The organism is Cobetia sp. UIB-001, assembly GCF_044789135.1.
Lineage (GTDB): Bacteria > Pseudomonadota > Gammaproteobacteria > Pseudomonadales > Halomonadaceae > Cobetia > Cobetia amphilecti.
This window is the reverse complement of record NZ_CP058244.1, coordinates 2,136,485-2,158,290: the sequence shown is the minus strand read 5'-3', so window position 1 is coordinate 2,158,290 and position 21,806 is coordinate 2,136,485. Positions and strand designations below refer to the sequence as shown.

17 protein-coding genes are annotated in these 21,806 nt (G+C 62.6%); all 17 read left to right on the top strand.

The genetic code is table 11. The features are described from left to right. Nucleotides 1-334 precede the first annotated feature (334 nt). The 17 genes from fliD (at nucleotide 335) to flhA (ending at nucleotide 21,605) form a co-directional block, all read left to right on the top strand. Nucleotides 335-1,792: a flagellar filament capping protein FliD gene (fliD, locus tag HA399_RS09045; protein WP_404324724.1), complete on the top strand. Its 1,458-nt coding sequence runs from the start codon at nucleotides 335-337 to the stop codon at nucleotides 1,790-1,792. A 146-nt stretch (nucleotides 1,793-1,938) separates the two neighbouring features. Continuing rightward, nucleotides 1,939-2,340, top strand: coding sequence for a flagellar export chaperone FliS (fliS, locus tag HA399_RS09040; RefSeq protein ID WP_404324723.1), 402 nt, complete (start codon nucleotides 1,939-1,941; stop codon nucleotides 2,338-2,340). Nucleotides 2,341-2,342: 2 nt separating this feature from the next. Beyond that, a complete protein-coding gene (locus tag HA399_RS09035; RefSeq protein ID WP_404324722.1) occupies nucleotides 2,343-2,693 on the top strand; it encodes a flagellar protein FliT in 351 nt (116 codons plus the stop codon). A gap of 191 nt (nucleotides 2,694-2,884) precedes the next feature. Next, entirely contained in the window at nucleotides 2,885-4,810 is a 1,926-nt protein-coding gene (locus tag HA399_RS09030; protein WP_404324721.1) for a hypothetical protein, read from the top strand. An 829-nt stretch (nucleotides 4,811-5,639) separates the two neighbouring features. Next, the gene (gene flhD, locus HA399_RS09025; RefSeq protein WP_348470909.1) at nucleotides 5,640-6,068 is read left to right on the top strand and encodes a flagellar transcriptional regulator FlhD; all 429 of its coding nucleotides are present in this window, start codon (nucleotides 5,640-5,642) and stop codon (nucleotides 6,066-6,068) included. Continuing rightward, nucleotides 6,068-6,634, top strand: a complete 567-nt coding sequence (flhC, locus tag HA399_RS09020; RefSeq protein WP_054556600.1) for a flagellar transcriptional regulator FlhC — start codon at nucleotides 6,068-6,070, stop codon at nucleotides 6,632-6,634. The genes flhD and flhC overlap by 1 nt, the downstream gene beginning before the upstream one ends. A gap of 299 nt (nucleotides 6,635-6,933) precedes the next feature. Continuing rightward, nucleotides 6,934-7,803, top strand: coding sequence for a flagellar motor stator protein MotA (gene motA, locus HA399_RS09015; protein WP_176677172.1), 870 nt, complete (start codon nucleotides 6,934-6,936; stop codon nucleotides 7,801-7,803). Nucleotides 7,804-7,964: 161 nt separating this feature from the next. After that, on the top strand, nucleotides 7,965-8,939 hold the full coding sequence (gene motB, locus HA399_RS09010) for a flagellar motor protein MotB (RefSeq protein WP_131432099.1): 975 nt from the start codon (nucleotides 7,965-7,967) through the stop codon (nucleotides 8,937-8,939). A gap of 82 nt (nucleotides 8,940-9,021) precedes the next feature. Continuing rightward, on the top strand, nucleotides 9,022-11,319 hold the full coding sequence (gene cheA, locus HA399_RS09005; protein WP_404324720.1) for a chemotaxis protein CheA: 2,298 nt from the start codon (nucleotides 9,022-9,024) through the stop codon (nucleotides 11,317-11,319). Between the two features lie 75 nt (nucleotides 11,320-11,394). Next, nucleotides 11,395-11,934 (top strand): chemotaxis protein CheW, encoded by a 540-nt coding sequence (locus HA399_RS09000; RefSeq protein ID WP_404324719.1) that lies wholly within the window; start codon nucleotides 11,395-11,397, stop codon nucleotides 11,932-11,934. A 281-nt stretch (nucleotides 11,935-12,215) separates the two neighbouring features. Next, complete coding sequence (locus HA399_RS08995) at nucleotides 12,216-14,012, top strand: methyl-accepting chemotaxis protein (RefSeq protein ID WP_404324718.1); 1,797 nt, start codon at nucleotides 12,216-12,218, stop codon at nucleotides 14,010-14,012. Nucleotides 14,013-14,083: 71 nt separating this feature from the next. Continuing rightward, complete coding sequence (locus HA399_RS08990; RefSeq protein WP_279833766.1) at nucleotides 14,084-14,929, top strand: CheR family methyltransferase; 846 nt, start codon at nucleotides 14,084-14,086, stop codon at nucleotides 14,927-14,929. 176 nt (nucleotides 14,930-15,105) lie between these two features. Continuing rightward, nucleotides 15,106-16,314 (top strand): chemotaxis response regulator protein-glutamate methylesterase, encoded by a 1,209-nt coding sequence (locus HA399_RS08985; protein ID WP_404324717.1) that lies wholly within the window; start codon nucleotides 15,106-15,108, stop codon nucleotides 16,312-16,314. A gap of 167 nt (nucleotides 16,315-16,481) precedes the next feature. Next, a complete protein-coding gene (cheY, locus tag HA399_RS08980) occupies nucleotides 16,482-16,871 on the top strand; it encodes a chemotaxis response regulator CheY (protein WP_131432094.1) in 390 nt (129 codons plus the stop codon). Between the two features lie 143 nt (nucleotides 16,872-17,014). Then, entirely contained in the window at nucleotides 17,015-17,773 is a 759-nt protein-coding gene (gene cheZ, locus HA399_RS08975; RefSeq protein WP_404326942.1) for a protein phosphatase CheZ, read from the top strand. Nucleotides 17,774-18,008: 235 nt separating this feature from the next. Continuing rightward, nucleotides 18,009-19,349: a flagellar biosynthesis protein FlhB gene (gene flhB / locus HA399_RS08970; RefSeq protein WP_404324716.1), complete on the top strand. Its 1,341-nt coding sequence runs from the start codon at nucleotides 18,009-18,011 to the stop codon at nucleotides 19,347-19,349. Nucleotides 19,350-19,508: 159 nt separating this feature from the next. Continuing rightward, on the top strand, nucleotides 19,509-21,605 hold the full coding sequence (gene flhA, locus HA399_RS08965) for a flagellar biosynthesis protein FlhA (protein ID WP_131432092.1): 2,097 nt from the start codon (nucleotides 19,509-19,511) through the stop codon (nucleotides 21,603-21,605). The last annotated feature ends 201 nt before the right edge of the window (nucleotides 21,606-21,806 follow it).

Sequence of the window (21,806 nt, the reverse complement as noted above, 5' to 3'; positions counted from 1 at the left end):
GTAAGCGATACGTCGTAGGCGCTGTAGGGTGACTACCTTTCTGTAGTCTGAGGTCCAATGCGGGGTGCGCTCGGGAGGTGATCAACAAGGAAGGCGATCGAAAAAGAAGGTGGTCGAAAGAAGAAGGTGATCAAGAAGGTGGTCGAAAGAAGGTGATCGAAAGAAGAAGGCGCTCACACAGAAAGCGTCTGCACAAGAAAGCCCTCAAGTTCACGAACCCTGTGCCGATAGCCACAACACTCAGACAGACAAATACGCCCGGTATGCGTGCTTTTTCGCCTGATGGCGACTCAGCGGGCATGTGAAAATACCTTCACCCTATCGAGAGGTGCATATGGCGACGATTTCATCGCTGGGGATTGGCTCTGGGCTCGACCTCAACAGTCTGCTGACGGATCTGGAGACGGCAGAGCGTCAGAAGCTCACGCCGATCGAGACCCAGCAGGCAAGTTACGAGGCCGAGTTGTCGGCCTGGGGCACGATTCAAAGTCGTCTGGAATCCCTGGATACCGCCGCCGCGGCGCTGGCCGATGCCGAGACCTATGCTGGCATGACGACCACTGCCAGTGGCTCGGGCGTCAGTGCCACGGCAACCTCGGAAGTGAGTGCGGGCAGTTATTCGGTGGCTGTCACCCAGCTGGCGCAGACGCAGAGTCTGGCGACGACGGGCCAGGCGAGTCGTGATGAGGCCATCGGTGATGGCACCGCGACCACGCTGACGCTGTCATTGGGCACGCTGGCCAGTGACGGCAGCTATGCGGCGGACGCCGAGCGCAGCGCCAGCATCGTCATCGACGAGAGCAACAACACGCTGGAGGGCATTCGTGATGCCATCAATGAGGCGGGGCTCGGGGTCACGGCCTCGATCGTCAATGATGGCTCCGACACGCCGTATCGCCTGGTGATGACCTCGGACGAGACGGGCAACGAGGCGGTGATGAGCCTCTCGACCAGCGGCGAGGTGGCAGAGCTCGATAGCCTGCTCAGCCATGACCCGGCGAGCTATGACGCGACAAGCAATGATCCTTCAGCCAGCGGGATGGAGGAGGTCGTCGCGGCGCGCAATGCCGAATTCAGCGTCAACGGCATCGGCATGCAAGCCACCTCCAATGTCATCGATGATGCCGTGGATGGTCTGACCCTGACGCTGAGCGAGACCAACACGACTGCGAGCGTTGTCACCGTCAAGGAGAACGCCGAGTCGGTAAGCAAGGCGATGGAAACCTTCGTCAATGCCTACAACGATCTTCAGGACACCATCGACAATTACACCGCCTTCAATGCTGATGAAGGGACCGCGGGGGAACTGCTGGGCGATTCGACGCTGCGCACCATCGAGAGTCGTCTGACCTCGGCGCTGAATTTCACCAGTGAGGGCGATTTCTATGCGCTCTCCTCGCTGGGAGTGAGCCGTACCAACGATGGCAAGCTCGAATTCGACAGCGCCGTGATCGAGGCCGCCGACAGTGAGCAGCTGGCGGCGATGTCGGGGTTCTTCATCTCCGATGATGAGGCGGGCACCAGCGGTTTCGCCAGCCAGATGTCCAGTCTGCTGGAAGAGGTGGTCGGAGAAGACGGTACGCTGGAGAGCACCACGGAAGGTATCGAGGGGTCGCTGGAGAGTCTCGCCAGTCAGTATGAGCAGACCGAAGACACCATCGAGGCCACCATCGAGCGTTATCGGGAGCAGTTCACTGAACTCGACATCCTGGTGGCCAACCTGACATCCACCAGTGACTACCTGACCAGTCAGCTGGAAACGCTGGAAAACAGCTGGGACATGACGGGCTGATCGGTGGCTGATGCCTTGGCCATCCGCGATCCGCTTGCGAGATTCGATGCTTCCGGCGATGCCCGCAGTCGAGACGGCATGCCGACGACGGCTCCATATCTGACAGAGATACTGACAAACGCCATGAACAAGGGAACCAAATCACCATGAGTCGCTATCGTGGCGCCAATGCCTATGCCCGTGTCGGCGTGGAATCCGGTGTGCTTTCCGCCAGTCCACACCAGTTGATCGTGATGTTGTTCGAGGGAGCAGACCGCGCGCTGGCGGCGGCGCGTCTGCAGATGGAGACCGGCGACGTGGCCGCCAAGGGGCAGTCGCTGGCCAAGGCGACCAGCATCGTCACCGAAGGTCTGCGTGCCTGTCTGGATCATGAGCAGGGCAATGAGGTCGCGACCAATCTCGATCGCATGTATGACTACATCGCGCGCCTGATCATGCAGGCCAACCTGGGCAACAGCCCGGAAAAGCTCGAAGAGGCGCGTCGCCTGCTCAACGAGCTGGGAGACGCCTGGCGTCAGATTGCCGTACACGACAAGGGAATGGGCTGACCATGGACAGCAATGCACTGCTCGCCGATGACACCTTCCAGCAATGCGATGAGCTGCTGGAGCAGATGAATGCCATGCTGCGTTCAGCACGCCTGGGTGATTGGCCCGCGGTACTCGGCGGGCAGGCCAGCTATATCGAGAAGATGCAGCAGCTGCGCATGCCGCGAGGTGGCAACGCCGAGACGCGCAGGGCGCTGGAACAACGCCTGCGCACGCTGACCACGCTGGAATCAGAGCTGACCGTCCAGCTCAAGGCGCGTCAGAGTCAGTTGCAGGAAGTGCTCGGGGATGTGGGTACGCGCCGCAAGCTGGCACGCAGCTATGGCCAGGGCAGCTACGGTCAGAATAGCTGAGGCCACAGTAGCCAAGGCCAGAACAGCCAAGATCAGAATAGCTGAGGCCAGAACAACCAAGGTCAGGCAAGTTACGATCAGGGCGGCCAGGCTCAGCAGAGCCAGGCTTGATCGGGCATGGAGAGAGCTGAGCCTCCAAGGCCTCGCGCATGTCTCCCTGACGGCCTCCCTGGCAATGAGGATTGCACGACATGAGCGGCATCAACCCCTTGATCGATAGTCTGCTTCATCAGGTGTTGGGGAGGACGGCACAACGCCCGCCGCCGGCGGACTCCGGTGTCGTCTTCCCGACCTCCGCTCTCCTATCGCGTCAGGGGCTGGGGGCGGAAGACGGCAAGGGTAGTGGCGGCCAGAATGGCGCCAATCCGCTCTTCCAGACGGGCACGGGAGTTGGAACAGGATCAGGCGCAAGGCCTGCGGCCCCGTCATTGAATGCCAGCGCAGCGTTGCTGACAGCCTCGCAAGCCTCCACTTCTCCCACTGGCGCCCTCGCGTCAGCTTCCTCCTCCCTCCCATCCTCCGGTGCTTCTGTCGAACTGACGACGCAGACGCAGACGATGACGCGTTTGCTCGATGCCCTGTCACAGCTGGTGGCCAGCGGCTCAGCGTCTGCGCGGGTCGGGTTGGCGCTGCCGGAAGGGCAGTCATTTGTGTCTCTGCTGGCGCGCGGCCAGCCCTTGCCCGGTCTTCTGGCGCCCATGGCGTTGTCCAGCGCATCGCTTCTCAGTCTGTCGGCGGCCTTGAGCCAGCAGATTCACCAGAGCGGGCTCTTCTACGAAGCGGACCTGCTCGCCTGGGTCGAGAATCGGCTGGGATTGGCCGACCTCGCCGGTCATCCGCAGCTCGCCAATACCAGATTGGAGGCTCTGTTGGCCTGGCGACAATGGCCGGTGCTGGCGGAGGCGCGTTTCATCCCCTGGGAGGCGACACGCGAGGACGCCTTTGTCTGGCGCATGCGAGACATGCGAGCAGAGCTGCGCCGTGAGTTGCGCCCGGGCATGGCACGGCCGAGCGGTGACAGCTTGTTGCCGCCGGGTAGTGTGGACGTAGCCCGACAAGGTGCCAGTGCTCATGAAGCCAGTGCGCTGGGTGCCTATCGCGCCAACATGCAATTGGGCGTCGCTCAACCTGCCGCCTCTGATGTGTCTCGCCAGGCGATTGGCTCAGACGCCCTTGCCAGCGGGCTGGTGCAGCAACAGCTGTTGTTGATTCTGGGTCAGCCCTTCCATTGGCAGGGCCTGTTGATGCCCGGCCTGCATGTCTTCTTCAGCCTCTATTTCCCGGGGCCGCCTTATCGGCATCGCTCGCGGGATGAGGAGGAGCGACGTGCAGCGCCATTGGCCGTGACGCCCGTGGCTGCGCATGACGCCACACCTGACAGTCGCCGCAGTGATCACGGCGAGGCTCAGCAGTGGAAGATGTCGCTGACCTTAGTGGCAGGCGACAGCGATGGCGAGGAGGGTAGCGATCGCAAGTCCCAGGTGACTTGCGAGCCGGAAAATCTTGCCGCGAAGGACAATGCGGAGCAGGGCGAAGGGCAGATGCAAGTGCCCGGTAGTGTGAAAAGTGCGGAAAGTGAGAGGGGGGAGAAGAGCAGGAGCAGTGAGAGAGGGGAGACTGCCGCGCGGGCAACGCTTGCACTGAACCTGACCTGGTATCAGCTCGCTGCGCCTGTGGCCTTGGTGGTTGAGATAGAGCGACTGACGCAACCCTCCAGCAATGCAGGTCAGCGTGATGCGGCCTTGCGCGAACTGCAGCATGCGCTCGCGCAAGGTCTGGCCGGGATAGCGCCCAGGGTGCACGTACGCCCCGTCGATGCAGTACCTGATCATGAGGCGCCCGCGTCTTCTGATGGCACAACTGTCGATGCCCCTCGGGCCACGGCAGAGCAAGCGACGGATTTCATGCATACCCAGGGTGAGAGGCTGGGGCAGCGCATCCAGCAGCGGGCCAACTCGCTGGGTCTGAGCGTGCATGAAATGCCCGAGCTGGTCGAAATGCTGGCCACCGGCCTGCCGGCACGCAAGGAATTGCCCACAGCCTTGATGCAGGTCGTCGTCAAGATCGCCGAGCTATGGGCCGAGAGACATCGCTCACAGAAGACACCTTGCGAGTAAAATTCTCGAATGTCCCGCTCTGCAGGATGATGTTTCATCCTTGTACGATCCTTGCTCATTGAGTCCTGGCGAATGTTTTTATGGCATGCCACTGCATGGCGACTGTGGAGGTGTGAAGTGACACTTCAGGCGTCACGCCACAGGCCAGGATATCGAGAAATATAATTTATTTATAATATTTAAATAAAGCGTCACTCAGGCGAACTGCTTGCGTGGATACGGTATTGAAACTCCGCCGAGGGTCGCCCTGTAAATGCAGCTCGATCCTGCATGTTGTTTGTGCCAGAACCCTCATATGCAGTGTTTTATTGTGTTGAAGCGGCGAGAGAAGCCCATTTGGGCGAGCCGCTGGCGGGTCCTCTCACAGCGTTGAAATAGCAGATAGCCCAATCTGGGCAAGTGCTGACATTGCGTTATTCCTCGCCTTTACGCAGGGGTAACTTGCTGCCTGTTGGCGGCCCGTTCGGGGCAATTGCTCGATATTGTACAAGGCATGCCCCGGGTGGCGGGAAAGGGTCAGGCCTGCCTTTCACGAAAATGAAACACACTGTGCGCACCATCCGCTTGCTATTGCTTTGTATGACAAATCTGGTGCATCGTGATTATGCAAGTCGTCTTGAAGACAAGATTGAGGGCTTTTCTGACACACCTTGCTGCCATTTCGGCGGCTTGATGCAGCTTTTGTGCATATAGCGTAGTGGTATGTAAAAAAATGTTGATGAAGAGTCTGGTCCATTACGTGATTAAGCATTAGAATCGCCATCTTAAAGTGGGTGGCTCATTTGGTCATGAAGCCGCTATCCCGCATGGCGCCACTGGTCCGGCGCCATTGAGTATTTCGTTTCATCACATCAAAACCATAAGGAATGACGGTCGAGCGCCAGGGTTGGCGGTAGCTCGGGACGATCAGACCACTCAGGGAATCATGATGTCCTCACTGCTCAATGATATACAGAGTGTCAATCTGTCGTATCTTCTGCTTGTGCAGCGCTTGTTGGTCGAAGATACGGAAATGGCGCTGGTACGCCTGGGTCTCGATCAAGAGATGGCGGATCTATTGTCTGGCATGAGTGTCAGTCAGCTGGTGTCGTTGTCGTCCTGCAATCAACTGCTGTGCGAGCTGGCGTTGGATGATGCCTCGCAGCTCAAGGGGGTATTGCAGGGCGGACGCGACCAGGATTTCAGCGCGATGCACACTGCCATGCTGCTGAATGCGCGTCAGAACGATGCTGGACTTCGCCAGGGGGGAGTCAGCTGATGACCCAGAAAAGTCTCGTCGATGAACTGCAACAGCTGCAGTTGGCAGTAGAGTTGATCGAACTGGGGGCCCGCCTGCAGGTGCTCGAGACGGAAACGGAGATCAGCCGCGCGCGTCTGGTCAAGCTGTACAAGGAAGTTCGGGGTGTCTCGCCGCCCAAGGGCATGCTGCCGTTTTCCACCGACTGGTTCATGACCTGGCAGCCCAATCTGCATGCGTCGCTGTTCCACGGCTTCTACCGCCGGCTCAAGGCGCAGGGCGCGTCGCGCATGAACGCCTTCGTCAAGGCATATCGCTTCTACCTGGAGCATGTCGGCGAAGACGAGCCGGTGCTGGCGCTCACGCGCGCCTGGACGCTGGTGCGCTTTTTCGAAAGTGATCTGCTGGAAGTGGCTAGCTGCAAGACCTGCAGTGGCCATTTCGTGGTGCACGCCCACACGCCATCACACGATTACGTGTGTGGCATCTGCCAGCCGCCATCGCGTGCCGGCAAGACGGCCGCCCGTCGCAAGGCCCGTGAAGAACTGGCACTGGAGCAGTCGGCAGCCGTCGCCAGTCTCGGCTGATAGCTGTCTCGTGTCAGTGAAGGCACCAGGATGGCGCCAGGCGAACGAGCAAGACGAGCGTGCAAACACCAGAAGGCTTGCCCATCCCCGGGCAAGCCTTCTTGCGTTGTGCACCATTGATTGCCCGCCTGTCTCTGTGCCGACTGTTCGACCATGGTGCTTTCGACCATGGCTCATTCGGCCATTGTGCTTTACACAACGACTGCCTCAACGAATATTCCGCCGTGACCCTAAAGACATGCTCAGCGACGCCGATAGTCAGATTCATGCGACGTTGACCGAATGCCAAGGGGGTTATTGTGTTGTTGTTCATAGGCTATCTAGTGGTCATCGGGTCCACCCTGGGCGGGTATCTGATGGTGGGCGGGCACCTGGCGGTGCTGATGCAGCCTGCGGAATTGCTCATCATCTGTGGCTCTGCCGTCGGCGCCTTTCTGGCCGGCAACAACGGCAAGGCCATCAAGGCCACCGGTAAGGCATTCTCGAAGTTGAAGCGCACGCGTGGCTACAACAAGTCCTTGTACATGGAAGTCATCGGGCTGCTGTATCTGCTGCTGTCGCGTGCCCGTCAGCAGGGCATGCTGGCGATCGAGCAGGACATCGACAACCCGCAGGAAAGCGCCTTGTTCGCCGAGTATCCGCGCCTGCTCTCCGACCCCATTCTGATGAATTTCATCACCGACTACCTGCGCCTGATGGTCAGCGGCAACATGGACCCCTTCGAGCTCGAGTCGCTGATGGAGCACGAGATCGAGACCTTCAAGCACGAGACCGAGATTCCGGTGCATTCCCTCTCGGCGGTGGCCGATGGTCTGCCGGCCTTCGGGATCGTCGCCGCCGTGATGGGGGTGGTGCATGCGCTGGCCTCGGCGGACCAGGGCGCCGCCCAGCTGGGCGTGTTGATCGCCAATGCCATGGTCGGCACCTTCCTCGGCATCCTGCTGGCCTATGGCTTCGTCACGCCGGTCGCCAACAAGATCCAGCACGAAGTGCACGAGGCCGTGAAGATGATGCAGTGCATTCGCGTCATCCTGATGGCCTCGCTCAATGGCTACGCTCCGCAGGTCGCGGTGGAATTCGGCCGCAAGGCGTTGTTCACCGCCGAGCGCCCCAGCTTCAACGAGCTGGAAGAGCATGTGCGCGAGATCAAGAACAAGGGTGCGGGCTGATATGGCGTTGCTGTCAGTCGCAAGTGCGTCAGTCGCAAGTGCATCACTCACAAGTGCGGCAGTCTCAAGCGCGCCCGTCACCTGCGTGTCAGTGACAGAGGTGTCGCTGGCTGTCGTGGTCGAGGCAGTGGGTGTCTCTGGACTGAAGCTCGGAGGTCTCGATGAGTGAAGAGCGCAGACCCATCGTCATCAAGCGGCCGCGTATCGTCAAAGGGCATCATGGCGGTGGCTGGAAGATCGCCTACGCCGATTTCATGACCGCGATGATGGCCTTCTTCCTGGTGATGTGGGTGATCTCGAATGCCTCGGATGACGACCTGCGGGAAATCTCCGACTACTTCGGTGCGCCGCTGGAAGTCTCGCTGCTGGGGGGCGATCGCAATTCGGCCTCCAGCAGTGCCATTCCCGGCGGCGGCTTCATGGCCGAGCAGACCCAGGGCGAGAAGGGCGCTGATCTGCAACGCCTGCAGCGCCAGGCGCTGGCCGATGATTCCCGCATGGCCGCCATTCGCGACGAGATCGACACCACCATGACGCAGCGCATGGCCGATGATGCGGACCTGGCCGAACTGCGTGAGCAGCTGCAGATCGAGCTGACCTCCGAAGGCTTGCGCATCCAGATCACCGATAGCGATCAGCACCCGATGTTCGCGTTGGGCAGCAAGCAACCCTCGCCACAGCTCTCGCAGCTGCTTGGCTTGCTGGCGCCGATTCTCAAGCGGCTGCCCAATCATCTGAGCATCACCGGGCATACCGATAATCGTCCCTTCGTCGGCGAAGGCGGCTACGGCAACTGGGAGCTCTCCACCGATCGCGCCAATGCCGCGCGCCGCGTGCTGGGCAACAGTGGGCTGCCCTATGAGCGCATCGTGCGCGTGGTCGGCATGGGCTCGCGCATCAGCCTTGACAGCCAGAACCCTGAGGCCGCCATCAATCGTCGCATCAGCCTGATGGTGCTCAGCCAGTCGGCCTATCGCGATATCACCGACAGCAACGGCGTCAATCCCCGGCCCGCCGAGGACATCAACAGCCTGCGCGAGCGTCTCGAGCAGCTGGCAAGCCCGGTACGCGTGACGAATCCCGTCGCTGGCAGTCCTGTCACCGACAGCCCCGTCGCCTCCGGGCTGGACAGCTGAGTGCGCTCAATGCGCCTCATGTCAGAACTCAAGCGGCGCCGCTTCCCGTGTGATAGCGCAATGACAGCCAGCGAGAACATGCATGGATATCAGTGAGTTTTACGACACCTTCTTCGAGGAGGCGCAGGAGCTGCTGGCCGAGATGGAGCGCCTGCTGCTGGCGCTGGATGTCGAGGCGCCGGATGCCGAGCAGCTCAACGCCATCTTTCGTGCGGCCCATTCCATCAAGGGCGGTGCCGCGACCTTCGGCTTCACGGTCCTGCAGGACACCACCCATCACCTCGAGAACCTGCTGGACCGTGCCCGCCGTGGCGAGTTGCGGTTGAGCATTCAGCATATCGATCGCTTTCTGGAGACAAAGGACATGCTCGACGACCAGTTGGCGGCCTATCGCAATGCCCAGTCCCCCGACCCCGAGGCCTACGCGCATATCGTCGCGGTGCTCAAGCAGCTGGGCGAGGAGCCGTCGGTGATGGATACCCCGAGCCTACCAGGGCCGTCAGGCGAAGCGTCTGCGCTAGTTGGCAGCGATGTGGCCACGCCGTCTGCGCTCGAGCCACGGCCCAGCGCCGACGCAAGTGTGCCGTTGCTCTCGGTCACTCTGATGTTCGTCGCCGACCGCGAGCGTGAACTGCTGATCGAAGAACTGGCCAACCTCGGTGAGGTCATCTCCAGCAGTGGTGACGAGCAGGTATGTCGCGTCATCGTGAGTACCACGGTCAGCGCTGCGGATATCGAGGCAGTAATGTGCTTCGTCATCGAGCCGGAGCAGATTCTGATCGAGCCCGCGACACCCGTTCCCCCAGCGGAGGTTGATGACGTAGTTGATGGCGTAGTGGGCGGCGTAGTGGGCGGCGTAGCGGATGGGCGGGTTGAAGCGCTGACTGAAGAGCTGACTGAAAAGCAGGCCGAGGACGTCGCCGATGGCATGGCTGAAGACGCAGCGGTCGAACTTGCTGACCAGCCAGCGCCTGCTGAAGCGGCTGTCGATACAGGCTCGTCGCCACGACTTTCCTCTGCTTGCGCGGCAGAATCATCCTCCGCTGGCATGGAAGAGTCGTCTTCCGCTGCCGTGGCGAGTGGCGAGCGACGCAGCCACCCGGGGCGGCGCGCCACTGATGCGCCCACTGAGCAGGGCTCCATTCGCGTCGGCGTCGACAAGGTCGATACCATCATCAACCTGGTCGGCGAGCTGATCATCACCCAGTCGATGCTGGAGCAGACGGCATCGGCGACCACGCCGCCGGATCAGGCGGCGCTGGTCAGTGGCATCAGCCAGCTGCAGCGCAATGCACGAGATCTGCAGGAAGCGGTGATGTCGGTGCGCATGATGCCGATGGACTACGTGTTCTCGCGGTTTCCGCGCCTGATTCGCGACCTTGCCTCGCGGCTGGGCAAGCAGGTCGAGCTGGTCAGCCAGGGGCATGACACCGAGCTGGACAAGAGCCTGATCGAGCGCATCATCGATCCGCTGACCCATCTGGTGCGCAACAGCCTCGATCATGGCATCGAATCGCCCAGCGAGCGTGAGGCGAGTGGCAAGAGCGCCCACGGCACCCTGACGCTGTCTGCCCGCCATCAGGGCGGCAATATCGTCATTGAGGTGATGGATGACGGCGCCGGCCTCGATCGCGCGCGTATTCTGGCCAAGGCGCGTAGCAACGGCCTGACGGTCAGCGATGGCATGAGCGACGACGAGGTCTGGCAGCTGATCTTCGCCCCAGGCTTCTCGACGGCCGAGCAGGTCAGTGACGTCTCGGGGCGTGGAGTCGGCATGGATGTGGTCAAGCGCAACATCCAGGCGCTGGGCGGGCATGTGGAGCTTGCTTCCGTGACCGGACAGGGCACCACCACACGCATCGTGCTGCCGCTGACGCTGGCGATCCTCGAGGGCATGGCCATTCGCGTCGGCGAGGAAATCTACATCCTGCCGCTATCGGTGGTGGTGGAGTCGTTGCAGCCGCAGGCCGACATGCTGTTCAGCATGGTCGGCAATGATCGCCTGCTGAAGGTGCGGGACGAATACCTGAGCCTGGTCGCCTTGCATGAGGTATTCGCGGTGCCTGGTGCCCAGACCCAGCCCGAGCAGGGCATCGTGGTGGTAGTGCAGGGCAAGGGGCGTCACTACGCCTTGCTGGTGGATGAGCTGATCGGTCAGCAGCAGGTGGTGGTCAAGAATCTCGAAAGGAATTATCGCAAGGTGCCGGGCGTCTCTTCGGCGACGATCCTGGGCGATGGGCGGGTGTCGCTGATTCTGGATGTCTCGGACCTGCATCGCCTCGCCAACCAGATGCCAGCGGTGCAGCGGCAGGCAGAGGCCGTCACTGAGTTGGCCATGCCCCAGGTCGCCATCATGCCCCGGGACGCCATTGTCAGCTGAGGCGATGGCCGTTCACCGGCCGCACACTCGCCCCTTGCGCCTCGGCGCGAAGCTCCACCCCATCACAGACAGGAGATGAGCATGTCTCACACTCAAGTTGCCGCGGCGCAGACGTCCAATGTCGGCCTGGCGCAGGACCACGCCTCCAAGGTCAATGACGGCGGCGAATACCTGGTATTCAGCCTCGGCGAGGAGCACTACGCCGTGGATATCCTCATGGTGCAGGAGATTCGCGGTTACGAGAACGTCACGCGTATCGCCAATGCACCGGCCTTCATCAAGGGCGTGACCAACCTGCGTGGCGTCATCGTGCCGATCGTCGATCTGAGGCTGAAGTTCCAGCTGGGTCAGGCCGAATACACCGCGCAGACGGTGGTCATCGTGATCAATATCGGTGAGCGTGTGGTCGGCATCGTCGTCGATGGCGTCTCCGATGTGATCAGCCTCGCGGCCGATCAGGTGCTGCCGCCGCCGGAATTCGGTGCGCGCATGAACAGTGACTTCCTGGCGGGGCTGGCGACCGTCAATGATCACATGCTGCTGATCATGGATATCGAGCACATGATGACCAGTGATGAAATGGCGCTGATGGAGCCCGCGGCGCAGCCGGCATGACCGGCTGTCTCGCGGCATGAGTCAGGCGCAATAGGCGGCATGTTGCCTGCGGCGTGTGCTCGCCTGATCTCGCGAGATTTTCCACCCGTTTCGTCTCGAGCGCCGCTGGCCTGCTGGTCAGCGGCGCTCTTGCGTTCAAGAACGGCCGACAGCGGCCGATAAGGTGTGCACCACAAGGTCGTGGGCGGCTGTACCGGACAATGACGGTCATGCTGCCGGTCAGTGGTCTCGCCGGGTCAATGACGATCACGCTGTGACGAGTACGAGGCTAAGCAAGGGCAATGCGAAACAATCAGCCGGTGACGGCAAGGGAATACCCCATTGGTGAGCATGACTACCTGATCTCGCGTACCGATCTCAAGGGACGCATCACCTACGCCAACTCTGTCTTCATCGAGGTCAGTGGCTTCACGCGTGATGCCTTGATCGGTGCGCCGCACAATCTGGTGCGCCACCCCGACATGCCAGAAGCCGCCTTCGAGAATCTGTGGTCGACGCTCAAGCAAGGCGAAAGCTGGCAGGGGCTGGTCAAGAATCGACGCGAGAACGGCGACTATTACTGGGTCGACGCCTGTGTGACGCCGCTGATCGAGCAGGGCGAGGTGATGGGATTTGCCTCGGTGCGCGTCAAGGCCAGTCGCGAGCAGATCGACCAGGCCGAGCAGGTCTACGCGGGCCTCAAGCAGGGCAAGCGCGACTATCGCTTGAGCAAGGGCCGCATCGTGCGTGCTGGCCTCATAGGGGCCTTCAAGCGCCTCACCCAGTGGCGCATGGCGCCGCGTATCGCGCTGCTGGCCGCACTGCCGCTGGTGGCCGGAGCCTTGATGGGCAGCGAGCTGCTGCAGGTGCTGGCCGATAGCCAGGCGCATGCACGTACCGTGCTGGCCCAGCTGTCTGCCGAGCTACCCGCGGCGCAGCTGGCGACGCTCGAGCAGCGCCAACAAGCGCTTGAGGCGAGCCAAGCGCGTCTGGAGTGGGGGCTGTGGGCCGCCTTCGCTGGCGTGGGCGTGGTGTCGCTGTGGTTGGCACTGCGTACCTACCGCAGCCTGGTTCGTCCGCTGCGCAGTACCCTGGATTTCGCGCGCCAGATCGCCGCGGGCAATCTTTCCCAGTCGATGACGCTGGCGGGCAATGACGAGATGGCACGCCTGGTGCGAGCGCTGGACAGCATGCGCAAGTCGCTGGTCGGCATCGTCAGCGAGGTCAATGCGGGCATCAATGTGGTCAGGCCTGCCGCTGGCGACATGGCACACGGCAATCAGGAATTCTCGGCGCGGGTCGAACAGCAGGCGGCATCGCTGGAAGAGACGGCGGCCAGCATGGAGCAGATGACCGGCACCGTGCGCCAGAATGCCGACAATGCCATCCAGGTCTCGCAACTGGCTGATCAGGCCACGCGCTCCTCCAATGAAGGTGGCGAGGCGATGCAGGCGGTGGTGGTGCGCATGCAGGGGATTACCGCCACCTCTGAAAAGATGGCCGACATCATCAAGGTGATCGACTCGATCGCCTTCCAGACCAACCTGCTGGCCCTCAATGCCTCGGTGGAGGCCGCACGCGCCGGTGAACATGGTCGCGGCTTTGCCGTGGTGGCAGGTGAGGTGCGCAATCTAGCCTCTCGCAGCGCCGAGGCGGCGCGCGAGATCAAGGCCCTGATCGACACCACCCAGCGGGAGATCAGCGACGGCGGGGATCAGGTCGAGGCGGCGCGCGGCACCATGGAGGCGATCGTGACCGGCATCTCGCGGGTCAATGATCTGATCGCCGAGATCTCCTCGGCCTCGCGTGAGCAGAGCGGCGGCATCGAGCAGATCAATACCGCCATCAACGAGATGGACCAGGCCACTCAGCAGAACGCCCAGCGTGTGATGAGCAGCGCCCATCTGGCGCAGGATCTCGAGCGTTCGGTCGCGGGGCTGTCGCATGCGGTCAACGTCTTCCGCTTTGGCGGCGAAGGGCCGGAGCAGATTCCCGCACGCCTGCCGGGGGACGCATCAGCCGAGCAGTCTTCTTCTGAGCACGCTCAGGCCGCGACTCGAGCGCAGGTGCCTGGCGGCTCACAGGGTCCGCGACGGTGACAGATCTCACGCCGCCACCCGTCTGGTCCGCCCCGTTACCGGCTTCCCACGCCCTCGGGCGGGACCTGGTGATGACCGATGACGACTTCGAGCGCATCGCGCGCCTCATCTATCAGCGCGCCGGCATCGTGCTGGCGCGTCACAAGCGTGAGATGGTCTACAGCCGTCTGTCGCGCCGGCTCAGAGTGCATGGTCTGACGCGTTTCCATGATTATCTGACCATGCTGGAGGCCAGCCTGAGTCGCAGTGATCACGACGAGTGGCCTGCCTTTATCAATGCGCTGACCACCAATCTGACCGCGTTCTTTCGCGAGCCCCATCACTTCGTGATGCTTGAGAACTTCCTGCGCGAGCGCCTGCAGCGTCAGGTGTCGGGTCAGCGAGCGCCGCTACGTATCTGGTGTGCGGCCGCCTCGACCGGGGAGGAGCCCTATTCCATCGCGATGGTGCTGCGCGAGGTGTTGGGGGCCGCGGCGAATCAGGTCGAGCTGATCGCCACCGATATCGACACGGATGCGCTGCGGGAAGCCGAACTCGGCATCTACCCCTTCGAGCGCATCGCCAAACTGGGTGAGCAACGCTGCAAGCGCTTCATGCTGCGTGGCAGCGGCAGTCGCCAGGGGCAGGTGAGGGTGCGCCCGGAGATCAAGCAGCTGGTGCGCTTTCGCCACCTGAATCTGCTGGATAGCCACTGGGACCTCGGTAGCGGCTTTGACGTGATCTTCTGTCGCAACGTGATGATCTACTTCGACAAGCAGACCCAGTCACGTCTGCTGGACCGCTTCGCACTGATGCTCAAGCCCGATGGACTGTTGTTTGCCGGTCATTCCGAGAATTTTTCATGGCTCAATGATGCCTTCACGCTGCGCGGCCAGACGGTCTATACCCTGTCTCGCCGCCGGACGGAGGGCGCGTGATGCGTCGTGATGGCTGGTGATGATTTCCTTTCCCTTACCCACTCTCCAGGAGTGTCTGGATGCCTACTCCCGCTTCATCGTCATGCTCGGTCTCAAGCTCAAATGCTGGTTCAAGGTCAGATTCGAACTCAAGTGCAGCTGCTGGCGCAGGCACGCCCCAGGCCGGGGCCGGGCGCATGATCCGTGTGCTGTGTGTCGATGACTCCGCGCTGATTCGTGAGTTGATGGCCGAGATCATCAATGCCCAGCCTGACATGCAGGTCGTGGCCACCGCGCCGGACCCGCTGGTCGCGCGCGACCTGATCAAGCGTCACGAGCCGGATGTGCTGACGCTGGATGTGGAAATGCCGCGCATGGATGGGCTGGACTTTCTCGAGCGCCTGATGCGTCTGCGGCCGATGCCGGTGGTGATGGTGTCTTCGCTGACCGAGCGCGGCGGGGAAATCACGCTGCGCGCGCTGGAGCTGGGCGCGGTGGATTTCGTCTCCAAGCCGCGTCTGGGCATACGTGGCGGCATGCTCGAGTATGCCGAGACGATTGCAGACAAGATTCGCGCCGCCGCGCGGGCGCGTGTGCGCCCTGCGGGTCGCGCTGTGACGTCGCCATCGGCTGGCGGTGTACAGGCCGTCTCGGTTCTGTCCAATTCGACCCTGTCCAATCCGACTCAGTCCAGCTTGCCTCAGTCCAATCCATATCAGTCCAGTCTGGCAGACAGGTCAGTCGCCGCTTCGGTCAGTCAGGACACGGTCAGTCCGCCTGCGACCGCTGCTGCCGGCCGCCGGCCATTGCTGTCGAGCGAGAAGCTGATCGCGGTGGGGGCCTCGACCGGCGGGACCGAGGCGATACGCGCGGTGTTGCAGTCGTTGCCGGCGGATGCGCCGGCCATCCTGGTGACTCAGCACATGCCGCCGGGCTTCACGCGCTCGTTCGCCGAGCGACTCAATGGGTTGTGTCGTATCGCCGTCAAGGAAGCTGCGCACGGTGAGCGCATCCTGCCCGGGCACGCCTATATCGCGCCTGGCGACGCCCACCTGACGCTGTCGCGCAGCGGGGCCAACTATGTGGTCACCCTCGATCAGCGTCCGCCGGTCAATCGTCACCGCCCATCGGTGGATGTGCTGTTCGATTCCGTGGCGCGGGTGGCCGGTCGCAACGCCGTGGGCGTAATCCTCACCGGCATGGGTCGCGACGGGGCGCGGGGGTTGTTGCAGATGCGCGAAGCCGGCGCCCACACCATCGCCCAGGACGAGCAAAGCTGCGTGGTCTACGGCATGCCGCGGGAAGCCGTCGAGCTCGGGGCCGCGCAAAGCGTATTGCCGTTGAGTCGCATCAGTGGGCAACTGCTTCACCTGGTACAGCTGGCCGGGCGTTCGCAACGCGTCTAGACCGCTTCGATCTGCCTGGGCGTGGAGGTTAAGTGGGTGTGAGTTGCCGGCAAGGAGAAGATGGTCGCAAAGGGTAAAGTCTGCCGGCTCGTGGCCGATAACCCCCTCACAAGGCTGGAATTTTCAGCCGTTCCCTCATGTGATTCTGGAAGAGAGCCCGACCGCTGATGGCCGACAAGAACCTGCGAATCCTCGTCGTCGACGACTTTCCCACCATGCGTCGCATCGTGCGCAACCTGCTCAAGGAGCTCGGCTTCACCAATGTGGAGGAAGCCGAAGATGGGCAACAGGCTTTGGAGTTCCTGAATCAAGGCAGCTTCGAGCTGGTGATCTCCGACTGGAACATGCCCAACCTCGATGGGCTCGAGATGCTCAGGCGCGTGCGTGCCAATCCCGCCACGGCCACGTTGCCGGTGCTGATGGTCACCGCTGAGGCCAAGAAGGAAAACATCATCGCCGCCGCCCAGGCCGGTGCCAGTGGCTATGTGGTCAAGCCCTTCACGGCGGCGGTGCTGGAAGAGAAGCTGGGCAAGGTCTTCGAGAAACACGGCCTCTGAGCCATCGCGCCACGCTGGTCGGGCCGCGCTGGTCAGGCAAGGCTGGCGCGGTCAGCGTAGTTGGTCACATCAAGGAGGGTGTCATGAGTCATCTGGAATCATCATCTGAACCCCAGTCATCCTCGGGCGCTGATCTTGGTGTGATGGCGCGCGATGGGGCAGCCGACCTCGCCAGGACGGGGGATAGCAGCGAAGACCTGATTCGGCGTATCGGCCAGCTGACGCGCATGCTGCGCGACAACATGCGTGAGCTGGGGCTGGATCGCGAGATCGAACGTGCTGCCGAGGCGATCCCTGATGCTCGTGATCGCCTCAATTACGTGGCCAGCAAGACGGAGCAGGCGGCAGATCGTGCTCTCAACGCCTGTGAACGGGCCCAGCCGCTGCAGGATGCTCTGGCCAGTGAGGCGAAGTCGCTCAGCGGGCGCTGGGATGCCTGGTTTTCCGAGCCGGTGGCTCTGGATCAGGCGCGTGAATTGGTGATCGATACGCGTGCCTATCTGGCCGTGGTGCCTGATCAGACCAGCGCCACCAACAGCGAATTGCTCGAGATCATGATGGCGCAGGATTTCCAGGACCTCACCGGTCAGGTGATCAAGCGCATGATGGATGTCATCCAGCAGATCGAGATGCAGCTGTTGCAGTTGTTGCTCGACAATGTCCCGGAGGGCCATGCACGTTCGGCGCTGGCGTCTTCCGGGCAGGCCGCCACCACGGCGGCCGCTGCGGGGCTTTCGGAAGCAGAGCTTTCAGTCTCGGCGTTGGATGAGCAGGCAACCCCCGGCGACGGGGGCGCCCAGACTGGCGCCTTGCTCAATGGCCCTCAGGTGCGAGCCGATGCACCAGGGGTGGTCGCCAGTCAGGATGAGGTCGATGACTTGCTGGATAGCCTCGGCTTCTAGCCGTCTTCCCGGTAGTGGCACCTGCTGGTCCTTGTGCTTCATCCCCTTGCCCGTCCACGTCCCGTGTGGCGGGCAAGGGCGTTTTTGGGCGCTATTCCGCGCTTTGATCCCTGCCGTGCTTGGCACAATGAGGCCCATTCTCGGCATGATGCGTTCGCCGTGCGCGCCAGTGTGAGCGTGCGTCATGCTCCTCGGCAGTTCAGGTAGATGCGATCCCAGGCAAGCGGAGTAGCCGGTGGCTGACGAGCAGAGCAGCGACGACAAGACAGAAGACGCCACGCCCCACCGAATACAGAAGGCCCGCGAGGAAGGGCAGGTGCCCCGCTCGCGGGAGCTTGCGACCTTTCTGTTGCTGGGCGGAGGTGCGGCAGGCCTGTGGCTGTTGGCGGGGCCGCTTGGCGACACCCTGGAGCGAGTACTGGGCGCCTCGTTCGGCTTTGATCGCGCTCAGGCACTCGACAGTCGCGTGATGCTGGCCAATGCCTTGATGCTGGGCCAGGAGGCCTTGCTGGCACTGTTGCCGTTGTTCGCCCTGCTGATGGTGCTGGCGCTGGTCGGCCCGGTGCTGCTGGGCGGCTGGATGTTCTCCACCAAGTCGCTGGCGCCGTCGCTGGGCAAGCTCAATCCCGTCAAGGGGCTGGGCAGGATGGTCTCCTCCCAGGCGCTGGCCGAGCTGCTCAAGACCATCGCCAAGTCGATACTGGTCGGTGGCGTGGTGGTGATGTATCTGCATGCCCAGCGCCAGGAATTGATGGCGTTGATGATGATGCCGCTGGGCAACGCCATGGCGGATGCGCTGGCGATCGTGGCGCGCTGTACGGCGCTGGCGATATTGATGCTGATCGTGCCGACGCTGATGGATGTGCCGTATCAGTTGTGGAGTCACGCCAAGAAGCTGCGCATGAGCCTCGAGGAGATCAAGCGCGAGCACAAGGAGACGGATGGCGACCCGCAGATCAAGGCGCGCATCCGTCAGCAGCAGCAGGCCATGGCGCGTGCGCGCATGATGAGCGCCGTACCCACTGCCGATGTCATCGTCAACAATCCGACGCACTACTCGGTGGCGCTGGTCTATCACGAGGGCGACATGCGCGCACCGCGGGTGGTGGCCAAGGGGCGTGATGAGGTGGCACTGCGCATTCGTGAAGTGGGCGAGGCGAACGGGGTGCCGATGCTGAGTGCGCCGCCCCTGGCGCGTGCCCTGCACACCCATGTCGATCTCGAGCAGGAAATTCCCATTGCGCTCTACCAAGTGATCGCCGAGGTGCTGGCCTGGGCGATGCGACTCAAGCGGGCGCGCCAGCAGGGTGGCCTGCGCCCGAGCCTGCCGGCAGATCTGTCCGTTCCCGATGAGTATCAGGTGCCCGAGGAGGCGCAAGGCGCGGCTGAGGAGGCTGGTGCTCCAGGCGCCGAGCGCGATGATGGGGCGGCATCGGCCGAAGCTGAGGCATCAGCCGCAGGCGCGATGTCTTCTGATCATGATTCTGATGACGCCGATGCCGGGGCAGTGTTCCAGCCCAGCGCCAAGCCAGGGGCAGACGGTGACGCGACGACGGATCCTCGTGTCGGAAGTTGATGACCGACGTGGATGATCGAAGTTGAGTCCCGAACTTGATAACCGTCCTGCTGCCCGATGCTGCTGCCCGAACCCCATGACTGACCGCCATTTCTGCTTCCCAAGCCCGGGCCGCTGCGCAGCACGCGCAACGCCCTCCACGATCGATGAGCCGCTTGCATGAATACCTTGCTGACACTGTTTGACCGCGTGGGGCTCAATACCTCCAGCCAGCTGAAGGTGCTGGCCGGTCCGCTGCTGATCATGATGATCCTGTCGATGATGGTGTTGCCGCTGGCGCCCTTCATCCTCGATCTGCTGTTCACCTTCAATATCGCGCTGTCGATCATGATCCTGATGGTCAGCATGTTTGCGCAGAAGCCGCTGGACTTCTCGGCCTTCCCCGCGGTGCTGCTGTTCTCGACCTTGCTGCGCCTGTCGCTCAATGTCGCCTCGACGCGGGTGGTGCTGCTGGAAGGTCACAACGGCGGTGACTCGGCGGGCAAGGTCATCGAGGCCTTCGGTCAGTTTCTGGTCGGCGGCAACTTCGCCGTCGGCCTGGTGGTGTTCTCGATTCTGGTCATCATCAACTTCATGGTCATCACCAAGGGCGCCGGGCGTATCGCCGAGGTCGGCGCACGCTTCACGCTGGACGCCATGCCCGGCAAGCAGATGGCGATCGATGCCGATCTCAACGCCGGCCTGATCGGCGAAGACCAGGCGCGCGAGCGCCGCCGGGAAGTGTCGCAGGAATCCGATTTCTTCGGCTCGATGGACGGTGCCAGCAAGTTCGTGCGCGGCGATGCGGTGGCGGGGCTGGTGATCATGGTGGTCAATATCATCGGCGGGTTGATCATCGGGGTCGGGCAGCACGACCTGAGCATGTCCGATGCGGCGCGCACCTATACGCTGCTGACCATCGGTGATGGTCTGGTGGCCCAGATTCCGTCGCTGGTCATCTCGACCGCCGCGGGCGTGATGGTGTCGCGGGTCAACACCAATGAAGACGTCGGTCAGCAGATGATCGGCCAGCTGTTCAAGAGCTCGCAGGTACTGTGGTTGGCGGCTGGCGTGATGGGGCTGCTGGGTCTGGTGCCGGGCATGCCCAACATGGTCTTCATCCTCTTCACCTTGCTGCTGGCGGGGCTTGGGTGGTGGGCCTCCCAGCGCGAGAAGGAGGTCAGCAGCGAGGCGAAGGAAGAGGCGGCGCCCGCGCCTGCGGCGGCCGTGCAGGAAGTCAGCGAGGCCAGCTGGGATGACGTGCGACTGGTGGAGCCGCTGGCGATGGAGGTCGGTCATCGCCTGATCGCGATGGTCGACATGCGTCAGGGCGGTGAGTTGCTGGCGCGCATCAAGGGAGTGCGTCGCAAGTACGCCCAGGAGATCGGGTTCCTGCCGCCGGTGGTGCATATCCGCGACAACCTCGAGCTTGGGCCCAATCAGTATGTCATCAGCCTGAAGGGCGCCGAGGTCGGGCGGGGCGAGGCCTATCCGGGCCGCTGGCTGGCGATCAATCCGGGCAAGGTGTCCGGCAAGCTGCCGGGCGTGGCCACCACCGAGCCGGCCTTCGGTCTGGCCGCCACCTGGATCGAGCCGGAAACCCGCGAGCAGGCCCAGGTCTATGGCTACACGGTGGTCGATACCCCGACCGTGATCACGACCCACCTCAATCACCTGATGACTCGCCATGCCGATCAGCTGCTCGGGCGCAGTGAGGTCAGCAAGCTGCTCGAGAAGCTGGGCCCGCAGGATGGTGGCCTGGTGGAGGAAGTGGTGCCGGCCTTGATCAGTCAGGGCACCCTGCAGCGTATCCTGCACAACCTGCTGGATGAGGAGGTCTCGATTCGCGACATGCGTACCATCCTCGAGGCGCTTGCGGAGCATGCCCCACACAGCAAGGACCCCAACGACCTGACTGCCATGGTGCGCGTCGCCCTCGGGCGTGCCATCACCCAGTACTGGTTCGGCGCCGAGCGCGTTTTGCGCGTGATCGGTCTGGAGGCGCAGCTCGAGCAGGTGCTGATGCAGGCCTTGAGCAGCGGCAATGCGCTGGAACCCGGCCTTGCCGATACCTTGATGCAGCATGCCGAGAATGCCGTCGCCGCGCAGGACGCCAATGGCGAGCCCAGCGTACTGGTGGTCGGGCATGCGCTGCGACCCCTGGTGGGGCGCTTCCTGCGTCGTCGCTTCAAGAGTCTGGCGGTGCTGTCCCAGGCAGAGATTCCCGATGACCGCGAGCTGCGGGTCACCCAGATGATCGGAGGGCGTGCGGCGTGACGTCAGGGCAGCGCGGCTTACCACCGAGCAAGACAACAACATGCCGCAAAGGCAGATAAGTGCGACAGGGAAGGCGCCGGCAAGGGGTGTGTCGAGCGTCTGCAGCAAGACGGATCTGAAGGAGTCAGCGGTGCAGAGAAGAAAGCGAGTGGCGACAGGGTGGAGGAAGGCCTGGGCGGGAGTGGCGTCGAGAGCGAAGCT

Bases quoted from the DNA above. Each gene is read 5' to 3' on its own strand.
- HA399_RS08985 (WP_404324717.1), top strand. From the start codon at position 15,106: ATGATCCGTGTGCTGTGTGTCGATGACTCCGCGCTGATTCGTGAGTTG.
- cheY (WP_131432094.1), top strand. From the start codon at position 16,482: ATGGCCGACAAGAACCTGCGAATCCTCGTCGTCGACGACTTTCCCACC.
- fliS (WP_404324723.1), top strand. From the start codon at position 1,939: ATGAGTCGCTATCGTGGCGCCAATGCCTATGCCCGTGTCGGCGTGGAA.
- HA399_RS08995 (WP_404324718.1), top strand. From the start codon at position 12,216: ATGCGAAACAATCAGCCGGTGACGGCAAGGGAATACCCCATTGGTGAG.
- HA399_RS09000 (WP_404324719.1), top strand. From the start codon at position 11,395: ATGAGCATGTCTCACACTCAAGTTGCCGCGGCGCAGACGTCCAATGTC.
- flhA (WP_131432092.1), top strand. From the start codon at position 19,509: ATGAATACCTTGCTGACACTGTTTGACCGCGTGGGGCTCAATACCTCC.
- fliD (WP_404324724.1), top strand. From the start codon at position 335: ATGGCGACGATTTCATCGCTGGGGATTGGCTCTGGGCTCGACCTCAAC.
- cheZ (WP_404326942.1), top strand. From the start codon at position 17,015: ATGGCGCGCGATGGGGCAGCCGACCTCGCCAGGACGGGGGATAGCAGC.
- cheA (WP_404324720.1), top strand. From the start codon at position 9,022: ATGGATATCAGTGAGTTTTACGACACCTTCTTCGAGGAGGCGCAGGAG.
- HA399_RS09035 (WP_404324722.1), top strand. From the start codon at position 2,343: ATGGACAGCAATGCACTGCTCGCCGATGACACCTTCCAGCAATGCGAT.
- flhC (WP_054556600.1), top strand. From the start codon at position 6,068: ATGACCCAGAAAAGTCTCGTCGATGAACTGCAACAGCTGCAGTTGGCA.
- motB (WP_131432099.1), top strand. From the start codon at position 7,965: ATGAGTGAAGAGCGCAGACCCATCGTCATCAAGCGGCCGCGTATCGTC.
- HA399_RS08990 (WP_279833766.1), top strand. From the start codon at position 14,084: ATGACCGATGACGACTTCGAGCGCATCGCGCGCCTCATCTATCAGCGC.
- HA399_RS09030 (WP_404324721.1), top strand. From the start codon at position 2,885: ATGAGCGGCATCAACCCCTTGATCGATAGTCTGCTTCATCAGGTGTTG.